Here is a 19,515-nt window from a genome sequence, read left to right on the forward strand (position 1 = left end):
TTAAAGCCTGGCAGTTCCCTACTCTCACATGGGGAGACCCCACACTACCATCGGCGCTACGGCGTTTCACTGCTGAGTTCGGCATGGGGTCAGGTGGGACCGCCGCGCTATCGCCGCCAGGCATATTCGGTTTATTCCAGGCGGCGCGTCTCTTCTTCCACTGCCACCCAAATCAATCTGTTCAACAAGCTGAATATTTATCTCTCTGCTGTCTGCCAACAACAAAACACCTTCGGTGTTGTAAGGTTAAGCCTCTCGGTTCATTAGTACTGGTCAGCTCAATGCATCGCTGCGCTTACACACCCAGCCTATCCACGTCTTCGTCTTAAACGTTCCTTCCGTGACTTTTAGTCAAGGGAAAACTCATCTCAAGGCAAGTTTCCCGCTTAGATGCTTTCAGCGGTTATCTCTCCCGCACTTAGCTACCGGGCGATGCCATTGGCATGACAACCCGTACACCAGCGGTGCGTCCACTCCGGTCCTCTCGTACTAGGAGCAGCCCCTTTCAATCTTCCTGCGCCCACGGCAGATAGGGACCGAACTGTCTCACGACGTTCTAAACCCAGCTCGCGTACCACTTTAAATGGCGAACAGCCATACCCTTGGGACCTACTTCAGCCCCAGGATGTGATGAGCCGACATCGAGGTGCCAAACACCGCCGTCGATATGAACTCTTGGGCGGTATCAGCCTGTTATCCCCGGAGTACCTTTTATCCGTTGAGCGATGGCCCTTCCATGCAGAACCACCGGATCACTAAGACCTACTTTCGTACCTGCTCGAGCCGTCACTCTCGCAGTTAAGCTGGCTTATGCCTTTGCACTAACCTCACGATGTCCGACCGTGATTAGCCAACCTTCGTGCTCCTCCGTTACGCTTTGGGAGGAGACCGCCCCAGTCAAACTACCCGCCAGACACTGTCCTCAGCCCGGATAACGGGCCTAAGTGAGAACATCGAACATTCAAGGGTGGTATTTCAAGGATGGCTCCGCGCGGACTGGCGTCCGCACTTCTCAGCCTCCCACCTATCCTACACATCAAGGCTCCATGTTCAGTGTCAAGCTATAGTAAAGGTTCACGGGGTCTTTCCGTCTTGCCGCGGGGACACTGCATCTTCACAGCGAGTTCAATTTCACTGAGTCTCGGGTGGAGACAGCCTGGCCATCATTACGCCATTCGTGCAGGTCGGAACTTACCCGACAAGGAATTTCGCTACCTTAGGACCGTTATAGTTACGGCCGCCGTTTACTGGGGCTTCTATCAAGAGCCTCGCCTCGCGGCTAACCCCATCAATTAACCTTCCAGCACCGGGCAGGCGTCACACCGTATACGTCCACTTACGTGTTTGCACAGTGCTGTGTTTTTAATAAACAGTTGCAGCCAGCTGGTCTCTGCGACTGGCTTCGGCTCCGGGTGTCTCTCCCTTCACCTAACGCCAGCGTGCCTTCTCCCGAAGTTACGGCACCATTTTGCCTAGTTCCTTCACCCGAGTTCTCTCAAGCGCCTGAGTATTCTCTACCTGACCACCTGTGTCGGTTTGGGGTACGATTCAATGTGACCTGACGCTTAGAGGCTTTTCCTGGAAGCCGGGCATCAACCACTTCACCGCCGTAGCGGCTCGTCATCACGCCTCAGTGTTCACGGAAGAGCGGATTTACCTGCTCCTCCCACCTACACGCTTAAACCGGGACGACCGTCGCCCGGATGGCCTAGCCTTCTCCGTCCCCCCTTCGCAGTCACATTCAGTACAGGAATATTAACCTGTTTCCCATCAGCTACGCCCTTCGGCCTCACCTTAGGGGTCGACTCACCCTGCCCCGATTAACGTTGGACAGGAACCCTTGGTCTTCCGGCGAGCGGGTTTTTCACCCGCTTTATCGTTACTTATGTCAGCATTCGCACTTCTGATACCTCCAGCAGGCCTCACGGCACCACCTTCAACAGCTTACAGAACGCTCCCCTACCCAGCAACGCCTCAACGTCACTGCCGCAGCTTCGGCGCATGGTTTAGCCCCGTTACATCTTCCGCGCAGGCCGACTCGACCAGTGAGCTATTACGCTTTCTTTCAATGATGGCTGCTTCTAAGCCAACATCCTGGCTGTCTGGGCCTTCCCACATCGTTTCCCACTTAACCATGACTTTGGGACCTTAGCTGGCGGTCTGGGTTGTTTCCCTCTTCACGACGGACGTTAGCACCCGCCGTGTGTCTCCCGTGATACCATTCTTCGGTATTCGCAGTTTGCATCGGGTTGGTAAGCCGGGATGGCCCCCTAGCCGAAACAGTGCTCTACCCCCGAAGATGAATTCACGAGGCGCTACCTAAATAGCTTTCGGGGAGAACCAGCTATCTCCCGGTTTGATTGGCCTTTCACCCCCAGCCACAAGTCATCCGCTAATTTTTCAACATTAGTCGGTTCGGTCCTCCAGTTAGTGTTACCCAACCTTCAACCTGCCCATGGCTAGCTCACCGGGTTTCGGGTCTATACCCTGCAACTCATTCGCCCAGTTAAGACTCGGTTTCCCTGCGGCTCCCCTATTCGGTTAACCTCGCTACAGAATATAAGTCGCTGACCCATTATACAAAAGGTACGCAGTCACCCCACCCCAAAACGCTCCACTGCTTGATTAGTGTGTTGGGCGTCGCTGTCGCTCCGCCAACCCTCATCCGGGATGACGTTACGCATTTTGCGCGCCACGCAAAGCGAAACGCTTTGGTGGTGGGGCTCCCACTGCTTGTACGTACACGGTTTCAGGTTCTCTTTCACTCCCCTCGCCGGGGTTCTTTTCGCCTTTCCCTCACGGTACTGGTTCACTATCGGTCAGTCAGGAGTATTTAGCCTTGGAGGATGGTCCCCCCCTCTTCAGACAGGATTTCTCGTGTCCCGCCTTACTCATCGAACTCACAACCCGGTCATCTTCGAGTACGGGGCTGTCACCCTCTCTCGCCGGCCTTTCCAGACCGTTCCTCTGATGCCCTGGCTGATGTTGGTTCTGGGCTCCTCCCCGTTCGCTCGCCGCTACTGGGGGAATCTCGGTTGATTTCTTTTCCTCGGGGTACTGAGATGTTTCAGTTCCCCCGGTTCGCCTCATTAACCTATGGATTCAGTTAATGATAGTGCAACGCATTGCACTGGGTTTCCCCATTCGGACATCGCCGGCTATTACGCTTCATATCAGCTTACCGACGCTTTTCGCAGATTAGCACGTCCTTCATCGCCTCTGACTGCCTAGGCATCCACCGTGTACGCTTCGTCGCTTAACCTCACAACCCGAAAATGTCTCGAATTGTTCAGCTTGAGAGACTCTTCACTAATATCTCAGTGATATTAATGAGGATTTCAATTTTTCAGCTTGTTCCAGATTGTTAAAGAGCTTATATCGCTAAACAGATTCACTTAAATCCGCTTAAAGATAACTTGACAACGCCTTTCACCCGTCATCATGCAATATGGCGTCCCCTAGGGGATTCGAACCCCTGTTACCGCCGTGAAAGGGCGGTGTCCTAGGCCTCTAGACGAAGGGGACACGCCGGTCAGCTTCGCAGACTCATTTGCACTCTACTTTCATCAGACAATCTGTGTGAGCACTGCACTCAACCTATCTCAGGTAAGGAGGTGATCCAACCGCAGGTTCCCCTACGGTTACCTTGTTACGACTTCACCCCAGTCATGAACCACAAAGTGGTCGGCGCCCCCCTTTCGGTTAAGCTACCGACTTCTTTTGCAACCCACTCCCATGGTGTGACGGGCGGTGTGTACAAGGCCCGGGAACGTATTCACCGTAGCATGCTGATCTACGATTACTAGCGATTCCGACTTCATGGAGTCGAGTTGCAGACTCCAATCCGGACTACGACAGACTTTGTGTGTTCCGCTTGCTCTCGCGAGGTCGCTTCACTTTGTATCCGCCATTGTAGCACGTGTGTAGCCCTACTCGTAAGGGCCATGATGACTTGACGTCATCCCCACCTTCCTCCGGTTTATCACCGGCAGTCTCCTTTGAGTTCCCGCCATCACGCGCTGGCAACAAAGGATAAGGGTTGCGCTCGTTGCGGGACTTAACCCAACATTTCACAACACGAGCTGACGACAGCCATGCAGCACCTGTCTCTCAGTTCCCGAAGGCACTTCGCTGTCTCCAGCAAATTCTGAGGATGTCAAGAGTAGGTAAGGTTCTTCGCGTTGCATCGAATTAAACCACATGCTCCACCGCTTGTGCGGGCCCCCGTCAATTCATTTGAGTTTTAACCTTGCGGCCGTACTCCCCAGGCGGTCGATTTAACGCGTTAGCTCCGGAAGCCACAGCTCTGGGCCACAACCTCCAAATCGACATCGTTTACAGCGTGGACTACCAGGGTATCTAATCCTGTTTGCTCCCCACGCTTTCGCACCTGAGCGTCAGTCTTCGTCCAGGGGGCCGCCTTCGCCACCGGTATTCCTCCACATCTCTACGCATTTCACCGCTACACATGGAATTCTACCCCCCTCTACGAGACTCCAGTCAACCAGTCTTAGATGCCATTCCCAGGTTGAGCCCGGGGATTTCACATCTAACTTAATTCACCGCCTGCGTGCGCTTTACGCCCAGTCATTCCGATTAACGCTTGCACCCTCCGTATTACCGCGGCTGCTGGCACGGAGTTAGCCGGTGCTTCTTCTGCGGGTAACGTCAAAATCTAACCCTGTTCAGGCTCAATCCTTCCTCCCCGCTGAAAGTACTTTACAACCCGAAGGCCTTCTTCATACACGCGGCATGGCTGCATCAGGCTTGCGCCCATTGTGCAATATTCCCCACTGCTGCCTCCCGTAGGAGTCTGGGCCGTGTCTCAGTCCCAGTGTGGCTGGTCATCCTCTCAGACCAGCTAGAGATCGTCGCCTAGGTAGGCCGTTACCCTACCTACCAGCTAATCCCATCTGGGTTCATCCGATGGCGTGAGGCCCTTTCAGGTCCCCCACTTTGGTCTCGCGACATTATGCGGTATTAGCCACCGTTTCCAGTGGTTATCCCCCGCCCTCGGGCAGATCCCCAGACATTACTCACCCGTCCGCCGCTCGTCAGCAAAAGCGCAAGCACTTTCCTGTTACCGCCCGACTTGCATGTGTTAGGCCTGCCGCCAGCGTTCAATCTGAGCCATGATCAAACTCTTCAATTCAAAGCTTGATGCTCAAAGAATTTCACTGATTAACGCTCTTTTGTTTGGCTAACTTTGTCGGCTTCACTGCGCTACACCTCGCCGTACTGATGTACTGTCTCGGTGCTGCTCGCTTGCCTTCGCGTTATCCCGCCAAAATAACGTTACTAAATTAATTCGTAATGAATTAACTGTTGTTCACTCTTCAAGACTTTAAAACGTATTTTTTTGTGATACGGTCTTGTGAGTGCCCACACAGATTGTCTGATTAATTGTTAAAGAGCAGGCTGAAATAAAACGTGATATTCTCGTTCAGCCGGGCTGCGTATACTACGCTTTTCGCCCGCAGAGTCAAGCGCTTATTGGCTTTCTCTCTGCCCGACCTCACAATGTTTATCAGCGTTGTGTCGGTCAGTGGTGGCGCATTATAGGGCGTTCTTTGGCGCTGGCAAGCGTTTATTTGAAAAAAACTTTTATTTGCGTATTTTTTCCGCAAAATGATGATATAAAGAACAAAAAACCTATTTTTTGATGCCTTTAATTGCTTTAGGTAAGTCTGCAAGACTATTTATTATCAAATTAGCCGCTTGTTCAGCTTCAGTGTTAACGGGCTTACCTGTACGAACTAATACCTTAGTGCCAATTTTTGCCAGCGTCGCGGCTTGCATATCTTCGAGTTTGTCACCAATCATAAAAGAAGCTGTCATATCGATACCAAGCTCCCTCTGCGCATCCAGCAACATACCCGGCTGCGGTTTACGGCAGTCACAACTCTTCTTATATTGCTCTTCAGTTGCATCTGGGTGATGAGGGCAATAATAGATGCCATCCAAATCCACACCACGGTCTGCTAGCGACCAATCCATCCATTCCGTCAGTTGCAAAAACTGCTCTTCATCGAAAATTCCACGGGCAATACCTGACTGGTTTGTGACTAACACTAGTGCATACCCCATCTTTTTCAATTCAATCATGGCTTCAATGACACCATCGATAAATTGAAAATCATCTATTTCATGTACATAACCATGATCGATATTTATTGTTCCGTCACGATCTAAAAATACGGCAGGAATACCTTGTGTCACCCGATTGCTCCAAAAATGTAAGAAGCCCCCAGTATCGCACGATTTAGCCATGAATGAGAATGCAGCAATTAATTTATTCATAGTTGACTTAGACGTCTAGACACCTTAACATCCGATTCAACAGGTAGTTTGCTTTCTCAAAAATGTTCAAGCTATCAATTTTCAAAATTTTTATAAAAATAAATAAGAATAAAAATGATAAAACTGTTACATATCAATAAAATATTCCAGCAGGGTGCCCATTCTATTAACGCGCTTTCAGATATCAGCCTGCATGTTCCGCAAGGGCAAATTTACGGTGTTATTGGCTCATCCGGCGCAGGTAAAAGTACACTAATTCGCTGTGTAAATATGCTTGAGCGTCCAACTTCCGGGCAAGTATTGGTTAATGGTCAGGATTTAACTATCTTGTCTGATAGTGATTTAACTCGTGCACGTCGTCGTATCGGCATGATTTTCCAGCACTTCAATTTGCTGTCTTCAAGAACAGTGTTTGGCAACATAGCTTTACCTTTGGAATTGGATAACATTCCAAAGGCCGAAATCAAAAAACGGGTAGACGAGTTATTAGAGCTTGTTGGTCTTAAAGATAAGCATGATGCCTATCCAGCAAATCTCTCTGGCGGACAGAAGCAACGTGTTGCTATTGCCCGTGCCCTAGCTAATTCACCTAAAGTACTTTTATGTGATGAAGCAACCAGCGCTCTAGATCCTGCAACAACTCGTTCTATTCTAGAATTATTGAAAGATATTAATCGCCGTTTGGGGCTAACTATTCTGTTAATTACACATGAAATGGATGTCGTCAAACGTATTTGTGACCAAGTAGCCGTTATCAGTGGCGGACAACTGATTGAACAAGACATTGTTAGTGAAGTATTCTCTCATCCCAAGACACCTATCGCTCAGGCATTTATTCAGTCAACTTTGCATCTGGATGTCCCCGAAGATTATGTACAAAAAATGCAAAGCCACCCAGCACCAAATCTTAGTCCATTATTGAAATTAGAGTTCACCGGTCAATCTGTAGATGCCCCACTTATTTCAATGGCGGTACGTCGTTTTGATATTGATATGAATATATTAAGTTCTCAAATCGACTATGCCGGTGGCGTAAAATTTGGTGTGATGTTAGCAGAATTACACGGTGAAAATGGTGGCGTTGAGTCAACGATTAAATTTTTACAAGATCATCATGTGAAAGTAGAGGTTCTTGGTTATGTCTGAAGGAATGATTTTATTACTGGCTAAAGGCGTCTGGGAAACTCTAGTAATGACTTTTGTTTCTGGTTTCTTTGGCTTCATTATCGGGCTGCCGATAGGTGTATTGCTATATGTCACCCGTCCCGATCAAATTATGGAAAATAGTAAACTCTATCGTTTTCTTTCAGCGATAGTTAATATTTTCCGTTCTATCCCATTTATTATTTTACTGGTGTGGATGATTCCTTTTACCAGGCTAATTGTGGGAACATCGATCGGTTTACAGGCTGCCATTGTCCCATTAACCATAGGTGCTGCACCATTTATTGCCCGTATGGTGGAAAATGCTTTATTAGAAATTCCATCGGGACTAATTGAAGCTGCTAGAGCAATGGGAGCAACCCCATTCCAGATTATAAAGAAAATTCTGTTACCTGAAGCATTACCTGGTTTGCTCAATGCAGCCACAATTACCCTCATAACTTTAGTCGGTTATTCTGCAATGGGAGGTGCTGTAGGTGCAGGCGGATTAGGCCAGATTGGTTACCAATACGGATATATCGGCTATAATGCAACAGTAATGAATACCGTATTAGTGTTACTGGTTATTTTAGTTTATTTAATTCAATTAAGTGGTGACCATTTAGTTAAGGCCACAACACGTAAATAACAAGATTATTTTAATAGCAGTACCTGTGTCGGTGCTAATAAATCAGTATTCTATAGGGGTAAAGTATGTCTGTTAAATTAAAAACCATCGCAACTATCAGCGCTCTTTTAGGCTCATTAATTCTGTCTGGCTGCGGGCAAGAAAAACACGATCCAAACCATATTAAAGTAGGCGTTATCGTTGGTGCAGAACAGGAAGTGGCTGAAATTGCAAAAAAAGTCGCTAAAGATAAATATGGTCTTGATGTAGAACTGGTAACCTTTAATGATTTTGTATTGCCAAACGAAGCACTGAGCAAAGGCGATATTGATCTGAATGCATACCAGCACAAACCCTATATGGATCAGCAAATCAAAGATCGTGGTTATAAGATGGTCACAGTTGGCAACTCTTTTGTTTATCCAATTGCGGGTTATTCCAAAAAAATTAAATCTCTGGATGAATTGCAGGATGGTTCCCAAATTGCGTTACCAAACGATCCAACGAACTTAGGCCGCTCTTTATTACTGTTGCAGAAACAAGGTTTAATTAAATTGAAAGATGGCATAGGCTTATTACCAACGGTTCTAGACGTTGTTGAAAATCCTAAGAATTTAAAACTAGTCGAATTGGAAGCACCACAATTGCCACGTTCACTGGATGATCAAAAAATTGCTCTGGCAATCATTAATACAACCTATGCAAGCCAGATTGGTCTGACTCCAGCAAAAGATGGTTTATTTGTTGAAGATAAAGATTCTCCATATGTAAACCTACTGGTTAGTAGAGAAGATAATAAAGATGCTGAAAATGTTAAGAAATTCGTTAAGGCATATCAATCAGACGAAGTTGATGAAGCTGCCAATAAGATCTTTAATGGTGGCGCAGTGAAAGGTTGGTAATCTTTCATATTACGTTCATCGATATTAGAATAATCAGGCGGACAGGTTGTCCGCCTGATTTATTATGGCATCATGTTTTCGGTATTTTTTGTTAACCAGATCGATTCGCTTAACTCTAACAGTAAAAATTCGAGGATCTATCATGCGTAGGCTATTTGCCTCTTTACTAGCACTGTCGATAACTGGATGTTCAGTACAACAAACAACATTTCCTGACTCTTCCCAGTTATCAGATATGAGGCACACAAAACTATCAACCGGAGAAAAAAAACATTTCTCTTCATCCGTAAAGTTATATACCAAGAGTGAAGAATTATTAGGTGTCTTATTTAAAGATTTAGGGATTGTTTCTGGTCAATCGTGTCGTAGTTCCTTACAGGATCCACCAGCAAATATCACCGTGGCTCGCAACCAGATGGTAACCAAAGCAGCTTATTTGAATGCTAACGCTGTTTTATTGCATCAATGCGAAATATTATCAGGCCAAGGATGCTACCAGATAGCAATATGTGAAGGCTCAGCCCTGCTTATCACCCAATGACCGATTTCCATTTCACGCAGATAGGGGTTATCCACTCCCCTTATAAAGAAAAATTTGCCGTTCCGCGCCAACCAGGTCTTATTGAAGATGGTGGAGGGAAACTGGTACTTCTTCCTCCCTATAATCAACCGGATGCAGTTCGTGGTCTGGAACAATTTAGTCATCTGTGGGTTATTTTCATCTTCCATCAAACAATAGAAGGCGGCTGGAAGCCAATGGTGCGTCCTCCTCGTTTAGGTGGCAATGCAAAAATGGGCGTATTCGCAACCCGTTCGACTTTTCGGCCTAATCCAATTGGCATGTCTCTGATTGAACTTAGAGGGATCGAATACAGGAAAGGTCGAGTTACTCTGGAACTAGGTAGCCTGGATTTAATTGATGGTACGCCTGTTATCGATATTAAGCCTTATCTACCTTTCGCTGAATGTCAGCCTCATGCAATAGCGGGTTTTGCGCAGCAAGCCCCTTCTACCGATATGGAAGTGGTATTTTCGCCTACCGCTGAGCAACAGCTAATCTCAATTCAAAATATTTATCCGAATTTACGCCGTTTTATCAGTCAAGTTTTAGCCCAGGATCCTCGTCCTGCTTATCGGAGAAGAGAACAGGAAAATCGGGAGTATGCTGCTCATTTACTGGATTTTAATGTGCGCTGGAAAATATGTGGCACATTGACCGAAGTGGTCTCTATAGATCCCCATTAAAAATCAGCATATACCCTTTTGGCATCTTAAACTCACTGGTAGACTAAAGGCTTATTTTCGTTTTTTTATTGGCTGGCAAATTTCTGCCAGTCAGAAGCAATTTGCTGCTCTAATGGAACTTAACAATGCGTACTAGCCAATATCTGCTCTCTACATTAAAAGAGACTCCTGCCGATGCGGAGGTTGTCAGCCATAAGCTGATGCTTCGTGCGGGCATGATCCGTAAGCTCGCTTCAGGTCTGTACAATTGGATGCCTACAGGTATCCGTGTACTCAAAAAAGTCGAAAAAATTGTTCGAGAAGAGATGAACAATACCGGAGCGATTGAAATATCTATGCCTGTCGTACAACCGGCAGATCTATGGCAAGAAAGTGGCCGCTGGGAACAATATGGTCCAGAGTTACTGCGTTTTGTTGACCGAGGTGATCGTCCTTTTGTACTAGGTCCAACTCATGAAGAGGTCATCACTGATCTGATCCGCAATGAAGTCAGCTCATATAAGCAGTTACCCCTGACTCTATTCCAGATCCAGACTAAATTTCGCGATGAAGTTCGCCCTCGTTTTGGCGTGATGCGCTCCCGTGAATTCCTAATGAAAGATGCTTACTCTTTCCATGCTACCCAAGCATCATTACAAGAAACTTATGACAACATGTATGAAGCCTACAGCAAAATTTTTACCCGTATAGGTTTGGATTTTCGTGCTGTTCTGGCTGATACCGGTTCCATCGGTGGTAGTGCTTCTCATGAATTTCAGGTTCTGGCAGCCAGTGGAGAAGATGATATCGTCTTCTCCACTGAATCCAATTACGCAGCCAATATTGAATTAGCCGAAGCTGTTGCCCCCGCTCATGATCGCGCAGTACCAACAAAAGAGATGCATCTGGTAGATACTCCAAACGCAAAAACAATTGCTGAACTGGTTGAGCAATTCAATCTGCCAATTGAGAAAACAGTTAAAACCCTGATGGTTCACGCAGCAGAAGGAACAAGTCATAAATTGATCGCCTTACTGGTTCGCGGCGACCATGAACTTAATGAAATCAAAGCAGAGAAATTATCTTTAGTTGCCAGCCCACTGGCTTTTGCCACCGAAGAAGAAATTCGCTCAATTGTTGGTGCAGGCCCAGGTTCATTGGGACCTGTCAATCTGCCAATACCCGTTATTATTGATCGCAGTGTGGCAGTGATGAGTGATTTTGGCGCAGGTGCCAATATCGATGACAAACACTATTTCGGTATCAACTGGGAACGCGATCTACCGGTACCAGAAGTTGCTGATATCCGTAATGTTGTTGAAGGTGATGCCAGCCCGGATGGTAAAGGTACATTGCTCATCAAACGTGGTATTGAAGTGGGCCATATCTTCCAGCTTGGCACCAAATATTCTGATGCCATGAAAGCGACTGTTCAAGGCGAAGACGGCCACAATCAGATAGTCACTATGGGCTGTTATGGTATTGGCGTCACTCGTATTGTCGCCGCAGCGATTGAACAAAATCACGATGACCGCGGTATCATCTGGCCTGATGCAATTGCACCATTCCAAGTTGCTATTTTGCCAATGAATATGCACAAGTCATACCGTGTTAAAGAAGTTGCAGAGAAACTGTATGCCGATCTACGCGCTAGCGGTATTGATGTTATTTTTGATGATCGCAAGGAACGCCCAGGCGTGATGTTTGCCGATATGGAGCTTATCGGTGTACCACACACTGTCGTTATTGGTGACCGTAATCTTGATAATGGCGAAGTAGAATATAAACATCGCCGCGATGATGAAAAACAGATGCTGAAACTAGACGATGTTGTTGATTACCTGAAGCAACAACTTGGTTGTTAATTAGGATTTTTCAGTCACTTATTGAATAGTATGGTGATAATGGTCATGTCGCAACAGAGGATTTTACGCTTCTTAGCCCATTATCACCATTCATACTGAAGCTAGAATTATTTCTTCATATTACAAGATTTCGATTTATCGAAATGGATTTTACCCGTCTGAATCAGGGCAGGATCAAATTGCCCATCTTCCATTGAAGGACGGACGCTGTAATAGCCTTCAACTTCAACATAAACCGGCGTTCCACCTTCCACACCGACTTGGTGATAGCCTTGCTCCAAATCCAGACTTTCCGTTACAGCATACCGCTTACCTGTGCTACAATCTGTAAACAAAGCAGCATCAGCCATATAACTGTATTCACCCGCCAGTTTCTTCGGTTTTACCCGTTGCAGTTCATAATTGAATGATGATTCAATTTTATTGCCTTCAATATCCAACATTACCAAGTTTTCACCTTTCAACAGATAATAAGATTTCTGGTCGTCTGATTTTGTCAGGCGAATTTTCTCTCCATCTTTAGCCCATAAACCGGATTCAAAGAACGACTGGTCACCATCACGAGCGCCAATATAAGTTTGTTCCAGAATATAAGTACCGTCATTATCCAATAACAGTGTGGTATCAATACCAGAACAATCAGCGCAAGGAAGAGCACCATGAAAAGTCTGATCTACTGGCTGTGAACTCATTTGCTGTGCTGAGTTACCTTTACATCCCATCAAAGCAGATACGCCCACAGCAACTAACGCTGTCAAAAGTTTTTTATTCACATTTATCTCCACACAGTATAGTGAGTTCTATAATTCTCATCTTATAAGTAACAAAGGAACATAGCGATTATTCAAGCTTAATAGCGTAAATACTGTCCTTCTTAAGGATGTTACTCAATAATAGCAAAATAATGTGGGTCGATTTTAATACTTCTGTCAGGAACTTGCTGTGAAATAAGACTTTTATTTACTTACTGTTCAGAATGAATAACCAAAGTTATTCATTAATCACGATTGATTTCCTGTGCTATAGTCATTAATAGTGCTTTTGAGTTACAATTTTTAACAACCACGGGCGGCAATAACCGCCACTAACCATAGTGGTGAGCGAATATGTCTATAAATACTGAATATCAACCAATTAACTGTGACGACTACGACAATCTTGAGTCAACTTGCCAACATCAGCTCCACCTCCACATAAAGTTGCGGGGTGGGGAAATTATTGAAGGAAAAGCCTGTGATTTGGTTTTAAGAAAAAAAGTTGAATACTTGATAATTGAAACAGAAGGTAAACCCCGTGAATTGCGGTTAGATCATATTGCTAGTTTCAGTCACCCTAAAATTGGCACTATTATTATTGAACACTCTGAATCTTGATAGAAAACAGCCGCCTTTGGCGGCTTAACTTTTTATTTTAACAGCGTTTTATGCCAGTTAATTGTTAACATCTCTCTTCCTTCTACCGCTTCACTTTCCTTGGTAACAAAAATACCTAACGCCGCTATCAATTGTTCGTTGTAATAAAGCAATGGAATTCGCTCTCTAAGCCACGGAGCAACCCCAAGCTCTTGCCACAATTTTTTACTATGCCGGGAGTGTTGACGCCCCACAATACTTATCATTCCCTGGACACCAAAGCGAATAGTCACTCGTTCATTATCAGCCGGGGCCCTTACTTGAATACCGCAATCAGAAATATTCAATTCTCCTAAGCGATCAGGTAATACCAAAGTATTGCAAATATCCCACTCAAGAATAGTCTCTCTCAAAGATTGCCACTGAGGAACCAACCAGAGTTTTTGCTTATAACGGCGTACATCATATTTACCAAATTGTAGCCGAGGCTCAGCATCAGTACGAGCCAGAGCCACCTCATACCAAAGCCGGTTAAGCTGCTCTCGTGAAGGCATTTTCATTTCATGGTAACCAAACCAACGGCGTAACAAAGCATTTCGTTTGGCTTCTGAACATACAGCCAAAGACGAAATACCCAAAGCACCATCTTGGGTTATCAGCTCTTTCAAAGACTCATTCAGTAATTCATCTAGAAGCTGTTCTTGTTCACCACATAAACTTGCACTACGAGCAGCAACTTGAGGGAAATGCGGCCAACGTTGATTTAGTAACGGCATAATATGTAAGCGCAGAAAATTTCTGTCATAACGATCATCTTGATTACTGTCGTCTTCAATCCAATCCAGACGATGTTTACTGGCATACATTTCCAATTCATTCCGGCTATAGTCAAGTAATGGACGGAACAATAATGTATCAGCAAATACAGCGATTGAAGGCATAGAAGCAAGACCTGCCGGACCACTACCTCGCTTTAATGCCAGTAAAAAAGTTTCCGCCTGATCATCAAGATGTTGAGCTGTTACCAAAACTTCGTCTTTTTGTAATTCGCACTTGAATACCTGATATCGAGCATCACGAGCAGCAGCCTCAATCCCCTTTTGACGAGCATCTATCGTTACTCTTGCAGAATGAAACTCCACTTGCCAGTCATCACAGATCAGCTGACAATGTTCAACCCACTGATCTGCTTTTAGGTTTAAACCGTGGTGAATATGTATTGCCCTTAGTTGAATTTTCTGATTATGTTGATTACGCCAATTAACCAACAAATGAAGCAAAACCGAGGAATCTAACCCACCACTGAATCCAACCAGGATTTTCTTATATTCACCAAGCTGTTTAGCCAAAGTGACAAATAGTCTCTCATTAATGTTTGTCATTACAGATTCAAGCGTTCTCTAATGTGCAATAATATGAATTTGTTATCGCCTATTTTATTCAGTTTAAGATCACTACCCGTTAATAACGTTTTCCGTCACTTTCATTAAAAATACAAAATAAATAAAGAAAGCAGAAACAGTAGGGGATGGAAGTAGCTGAAATTTATCAGTTACAATCATTTCCATCCCTCCATTCAAACAATGAGTTCAGATATCAACAATAACCATATTGCATCAAACGCTGATATCGGCGGTTGATTAACTCTTCAGATGTCAAATGATCAAGCTCTGCCAGGTCAATCAACAACTGAGCTTTCAACGACGTGGATATTGCTTCATAGTCACGATGAGCGCCACCTAATGGCTCTGAAATCACAGAATCGATCAATTCCAGTTCTTTCAAACGAGGTGCAGTTATCCCCATTGCTTCTGCCGCCAAAGGTGCTTTTTCCGCGCTTTTCCACAAAATTGAGGCACAACCTTCTGGGGAGATAACAGAATAAGTACTATATTGCAACATATTCACTTTATCACCAACACCAATCGCCAGCGCACCACCAGAGCCACCTTCACCAATCACAGTACAAATAACAGGCACAGACAGGCGGGACATTTCACGCAAGTTGCGAGCTATCGCCTCAGATTGACCACGCTCTTCTGCACCAACCCCTGGATATGCACCAGGAGTATCAATGAAAGTAATAATTGGCAGTTTAAAACGCTCGGCCATTTCCATCAGGCGCAAAGCCTTACGATAACCTTCTGGCGCTGGCATACCGAAATTACGGCGAATTTTTTCTTTGGTTTCACGGCCTTTTTGGTGACCAATCACCATCACTGGACGTCCATCAATACGAGCCAGACCACCTACAATTGCTTTGTCATCAGCATAAGCACGATCACCAGCAAGCTCGTCAAAATCAGTAAAAATATGCTGAACATAGTCCAACGTATAAGGACGACGTGGGTGACGAGCAAGCTGAGCAATTTGCCAGGCACCTAAATCTGAAAAAATTTTGCGAGTCAATTCCAGACTTTTTTCCCGCAAACGTTGTATTTCTTCATCCAGATTTATATCTAATTTTTCACCTTGACGGCTAACTGCGGTTAGCGAATCAATTTTCGCTTCCAGCTCGGCAATCGGCTGTTCAAATTCAAGAAAATTCAGACTCATAACATTCCTAATTTTAGTCAAATTCTAATTCTACCTGCTCATTACCCAGCAGAGTTCGCAAATCTGTCAGAAGGTTATCCGTTGGCGTTACCCTCCACGTCGCGCCAAATCTTAAACGGGCGCGGGCGTCTTCCCTCTGGTAATAAAGATGAACCGGTATCGTTCCCGAACGATGTGGTTCCAATGCACTACGAAGACGGCTCAACAATTGATCATCAATTTGCCTGTCTGACAGCGAGATAGCAAGCCCACGCGCATATTTTTCACGCGCTTCACTAATATCCATTAATTCACGGGCTGTCATTTTAAGACCACCATTGAAATCATCAAAGCTGACCTGACCTGTAACGATTAATATCCGGTCTTGTTCTAGCAAATGCCGATATTTCTCCAAGGCATCGGAAAATAACATAACTTCTAGACGTCCTGAACGATCATCTAAAGTACAAATACCAATCCGGTTACCTCGTTTGGTTATAATCACTTTGGATGCTAACACCAAACCTATCACAGTCGTTACTTGACCGCGTGGGGTTGGATTCACATCTTTTAACCTCAATCCACTAGTATAGCGCTCAATTTCTTTTAAATAACGGGTGATAGGATGCCCAGTTAAATAGAGACCTAGCGTTTCCCGTTCACCATCAAGAACAATCTGTTCCGGCCATTGAGAAATATTGGCATAAGAGCGTTCCACTTCTTCTGGCGCTTCAGCTAATACACCAAACATATCAGTCTGACCAGTAGCTTCTGCTTTAGCATGTTGATCTGCCGCTTTTAGCGCATCTTCCAACGAGGACATCAGTGCTGCACGGTGCGGCCCTAAACGGTCAAATGCCCCTGACATGATCAGTTTTTCCATCACTCGGCGATTTAACTTCTTTGTGTCAACGCGGGCACATAAATCAAACAGTTCTCTAAAATAACCATCTTTCTGACGAGCTTCGATGATCGCTTCAATCGGCCCTTCACCTACCCCTTTAATTGCGCCGATTCCATATACGATCTCCCCATCATCATTAACGTGGAAATGATACAAACCACTATTAATATCAGGTGGTAAGATTTTCAGCCCCATGCGCCAGCATTCATCAATCAACCCAACGACTTTTTCTGTATTATCCATATCAGCAGTCATCACCGCAGCCATGAATTCAGCCGGGTAATGCGCTTTCAACCATAAAGTCTGGTAAGAAACCAAGGCATACGCAGCAGAGTGAGATTTGTTAAATCCATAACCGGCAAACTTCTCTACTAGGTCAAAGATTTTCATTGCCAGTTCGCCATTAACACCCAGTTTCTTTGCACCTTCTTCAAAGACAGAACGCTGCTTAGCCATCTCCTCCGGCTTTTTCTTACCCATCGCCCGTCGGAGCATATCTGCACCACCGAGAGTATATCCCGCCAGCACCTGAGCAATCTGCATCACTTGTTCTTGATAAAGGATGATGCCGTAAGTTGGCTCCAACACAGGTTGTAAAGATTCGTGCTGCCACTGTATATCTGGGTATGAGAGCTCTTCCCGGCCATGTTTGCGATCAATGAAGTTATCCACCATGCCTGATTGCAAGGGACCCGGACGGAATAAAGCGACAAGTGCGATCATATCTTCGAAGCAGTCGGGACGCAGACGTTTAATCAGATCCTTCATACCACGGGATTCAAGCTGAAATACTGCTGTTGTTTCAGCGCGTTGCAACATATCAAAGCTTTTAGCATCGTTCAGCGGAATCGCTGCAATATCAATCGGCTCTAGACCTTTTTTCGCTCTACGCGCGTTGATCATCTCCAATGCCCAGTTGATAATGGTCAGTGTCCTCAGTCCGAGGAAGTCAAATTTCACCAACCCTGCATATTCCACATCGTTTTTATCAAACTGAGTAACCGGGTTCAAACCTTCCGGGTCACAATAGAGAGGCGAAAAATCGGTGATCTTAGTTGGGGCGATAACTACCCCACCCGCATGTTTCCCTGCATTACGAGTGACACCTTCCAATTTACGCGCCATATCTATCAGTGCTTTAACTTCCTCATCCGCTTCATAGATTTCAGGAAGTTGTGGCTCCGCGGCAAATGCTTTCTCCAACGTCATACCGGGATCAAGCGGTATCAATTTGGAAATCCTATCAACAAATCCGTATGGATGCCCTAGCACACGGCCAACATCCCGAATTACCGCTTTCGCTGCCATTGTACCGAATGTAATGATCTGAGATACGGCATTACGACCATACATATCAGCCACATGATCAATCACGAGATCGCGTTTTTCCATACAAAAATCGACGTCAAAATCGGGCATGGAAACACGTTCAGGGTTAAGGAATCGTTCAAATAGCAGATCAAATTCCAAAGGATCGAGATCGGTTATTTTGAGGGCATAAGCCACCAGAGAACCTGCTCCCGAACCACGTCCAGGACCAACAGGAACACCGTTGTCTTTCGACCACTGAATAAATTCCATCACGATCAGGAAGTAGCCCGGGAATCCCATCTGGTTGATAACCCGAAGTTCAATATCGAGTCTCTCATCATATTCAGGACGTTTTTCTGCACGTACTTTAGGATCCGGATAGAGAAATGCTAAACGTTCTTCCAACCCTTGTTTAGATCTATCTATCAGATAATCTTCGGTACTCATTTCTCCTGTAGGGAATTGCGGCAGGAAATATTCACCAAGGCGAATAGTGACATTACAGCGCTTAGCAATTTCTACACTGTTTTCCAGCGCTTCAGGAATATCAGCGAATAGCTCACACATTTCCTGTTCACTACGCAGATATTGCTGAGGACTGTAATTTTTCGGACGTTTAGGGTCAGCCAAGGTATAGCCATCATGAATCGCTACGCGAATCTCATGAGCATCGAAATCTTCGCTATCAATGAAACAAACCTCATTAGTTGCAACAACAGGCAGGCTTTTTTCCGTTGCCAATGCAACCGCCGCATGAAGATAACTTTCTTCATCTGCACGGCCAGTACGAATCAGCTCCAAATAATAACAGCCGGGAAAATGTTCCTGATAAAACTCAAGGCATTGGTCCACCATAGCCTGATTACCACGTAGCAGAAATTTACCCACATCCCCCATACGACCACCGGAGAGCAGAATTAGCCCTTCTTTATGGTTTATCAGCCATTCCTGTTTAATTGTCGGACCAATCGCACCATATCCCTTCTGATAAGCCTCTGATATCAGCAATGTCAGGTTATGGTAACCCGTATTATTGCGCGCAAGAATGGTCAGGCTAGCGTGCTCATCACCAAGCAGTTCACTTTCTACATAAAAATCAGCACCAATAATCGGTTTTATTCCTGCTCCATGAGCACTGCCGTAAAATCTCACCAGTCCACACAAATTAGTAAAATCAGTGATCGCAAAAGCCGGCATACCTAATTGCGCAACCTTTTTCACTAAAGGGCTGGTTTTGGCTAAGCCATCAATCATTGAATAGTCGCTGTGAACACGTAAGTGCACAAAATGGGGTTCGGCCATATATTTATCCAGACGATATTAATTTGAAGAATAGCTATATTCAGTCAAC

Annotated in this window: 12 protein-coding genes, 1 tRNA gene and 3 rRNA genes; 7 read left to right on the forward strand and 9 right to left on the reverse strand. The window is 45.3% G+C overall.

Annotated elements, in window-relative coordinates; translation table 11 throughout:
- Positions 1-5: 5 nt before the first annotated feature.
- From rrf to gmhB, 5 genes are all read right to left on the reverse strand, one after another.
- A 5S ribosomal RNA gene (rrf, locus tag CKY02_RS07945) occupies positions 6-121 on the reverse strand.
- 121 nt (positions 122-242) lie between these two features.
- Positions 243-3,262: ribosomal RNA gene (locus CKY02_RS07950) — 23S ribosomal RNA — on the reverse strand.
- A gap of 187 nt (positions 3,263-3,449) precedes the next feature.
- Positions 3,450-3,525: transfer RNA gene (locus tag CKY02_RS07955), tRNA-Glu, on the reverse strand.
- Positions 3,526-3,607: 82 nt separating this feature from the next.
- A 16S ribosomal RNA gene (locus CKY02_RS07960) occupies positions 3,608-5,152 on the reverse strand.
- The 16S, 23S and 5S rRNA genes sit together here with 1 tRNA gene alongside, the layout of an rRNA operon.
- A 500-nt stretch (positions 5,153-5,652) precedes the next feature.
- A complete protein-coding gene (gene gmhB, locus CKY02_RS07965) occupies positions 5,653-6,219 on the reverse strand; it encodes a D-glycero-beta-D-manno-heptose 1,7-bisphosphate 7-phosphatase (protein ID WP_112894972.1) in 567 nt (188 codons plus the stop codon).
- Positions 6,220-6,414: 195 nt separating this feature from the next.
- On the opposite strand from gmhB, the gene metN reads away from it, so the two are divergent.
- From metN to proS, 6 genes are all read left to right on the forward strand, one after another.
- A complete protein-coding gene (metN, locus tag CKY02_RS07970) occupies positions 6,415-7,446 on the forward strand; it encodes a methionine ABC transporter ATP-binding protein MetN (protein WP_112879165.1) in 1,032 nt (343 codons plus the stop codon).
- Positions 7,439-8,092: a methionine ABC transporter permease MetI gene (locus CKY02_RS07975; protein ID WP_112894883.1), complete on the forward strand. Its 654-nt coding sequence runs from the start codon at positions 7,439-7,441 to the stop codon at positions 8,090-8,092. Before metN ends, CKY02_RS07975 begins: the two co-directional genes overlap by 8 nt.
- Before the next feature lie 65 nt (positions 8,093-8,157).
- Complete coding sequence (locus CKY02_RS07980) at positions 8,158-8,973, forward strand: MetQ/NlpA family lipoprotein (protein WP_112894884.1); 816 nt, start codon at positions 8,158-8,160, stop codon at positions 8,971-8,973.
- Between the two features lie 142 nt (positions 8,974-9,115).
- Positions 9,116-9,514, forward strand: a complete 399-nt coding sequence (rcsF, locus tag CKY02_RS07985) for an Rcs stress response system protein RcsF (protein ID WP_112894885.1) — start codon at positions 9,116-9,118, stop codon at positions 9,512-9,514.
- A complete protein-coding gene (tsaA, locus tag CKY02_RS07990; protein ID WP_112894886.1) occupies positions 9,511-10,218 on the forward strand; it encodes a tRNA (N6-threonylcarbamoyladenosine(37)-N6)-methyltransferase TrmO in 708 nt (235 codons plus the stop codon). Before rcsF ends, tsaA begins: the two co-directional genes overlap by 4 nt.
- A 125-nt stretch (positions 10,219-10,343) precedes the next feature.
- Positions 10,344-12,062, forward strand: a complete 1,719-nt coding sequence (gene proS / locus CKY02_RS07995; protein ID WP_112894887.1) for a proline--tRNA ligase — start codon at positions 10,344-10,346, stop codon at positions 12,060-12,062.
- Between the two features lie 107 nt (positions 12,063-12,169).
- Here proS and nlpE read toward each other — a convergent pair whose 3' ends face one another.
- Positions 12,170-12,835, reverse strand: coding sequence for an envelope stress response activation lipoprotein NlpE (gene nlpE, locus CKY02_RS08000; RefSeq protein ID WP_112879159.1), 666 nt, complete (start codon positions 12,833-12,835; stop codon positions 12,170-12,172).
- 333 nt (positions 12,836-13,168) lie between these two features.
- Here nlpE and rof point away from each other — a divergent pair, with 333 nt between their 5' ends.
- Positions 13,169-13,435: a Rho-binding antiterminator gene (gene rof / locus CKY02_RS08005; protein WP_162120179.1), complete on the forward strand. Its 267-nt coding sequence runs from the start codon at positions 13,169-13,171 to the stop codon at positions 13,433-13,435.
- A gap of 32 nt (positions 13,436-13,467) precedes the next feature.
- Here the strand turns inward: rof and tilS are convergent, their stop codons facing one another.
- The 3 genes from tilS to dnaE form a co-directional block, all read right to left on the reverse strand.
- Positions 13,468-14,796, reverse strand: a complete 1,329-nt coding sequence (gene tilS, locus CKY02_RS08010; protein ID WP_112894888.1) for a tRNA lysidine(34) synthetase TilS — start codon at positions 14,794-14,796, stop codon at positions 13,468-13,470.
- A gap of 214 nt (positions 14,797-15,010) precedes the next feature.
- Entirely contained in the window at positions 15,011-15,970 is a 960-nt protein-coding gene (gene accA / locus CKY02_RS08015; protein WP_112879156.1) for an acetyl-CoA carboxylase carboxyl transferase subunit alpha, read from the reverse strand.
- Between the two features lie 13 nt (positions 15,971-15,983).
- Positions 15,984-19,466, reverse strand: coding sequence for a DNA polymerase III subunit alpha (gene dnaE, locus CKY02_RS08020; RefSeq protein WP_112894889.1), 3,483 nt, complete (start codon positions 19,464-19,466; stop codon positions 15,984-15,986).
- Between the last annotated feature and the right edge of the window lie 49 nt (positions 19,467-19,515).

Origin of the sequence: Photorhabdus bodei (genome assembly GCF_003287735.1) — a bacterium.
Lineage (GTDB): Bacteria > Pseudomonadota > Gammaproteobacteria > Enterobacterales > Enterobacteriaceae > Photorhabdus > Photorhabdus kayaii.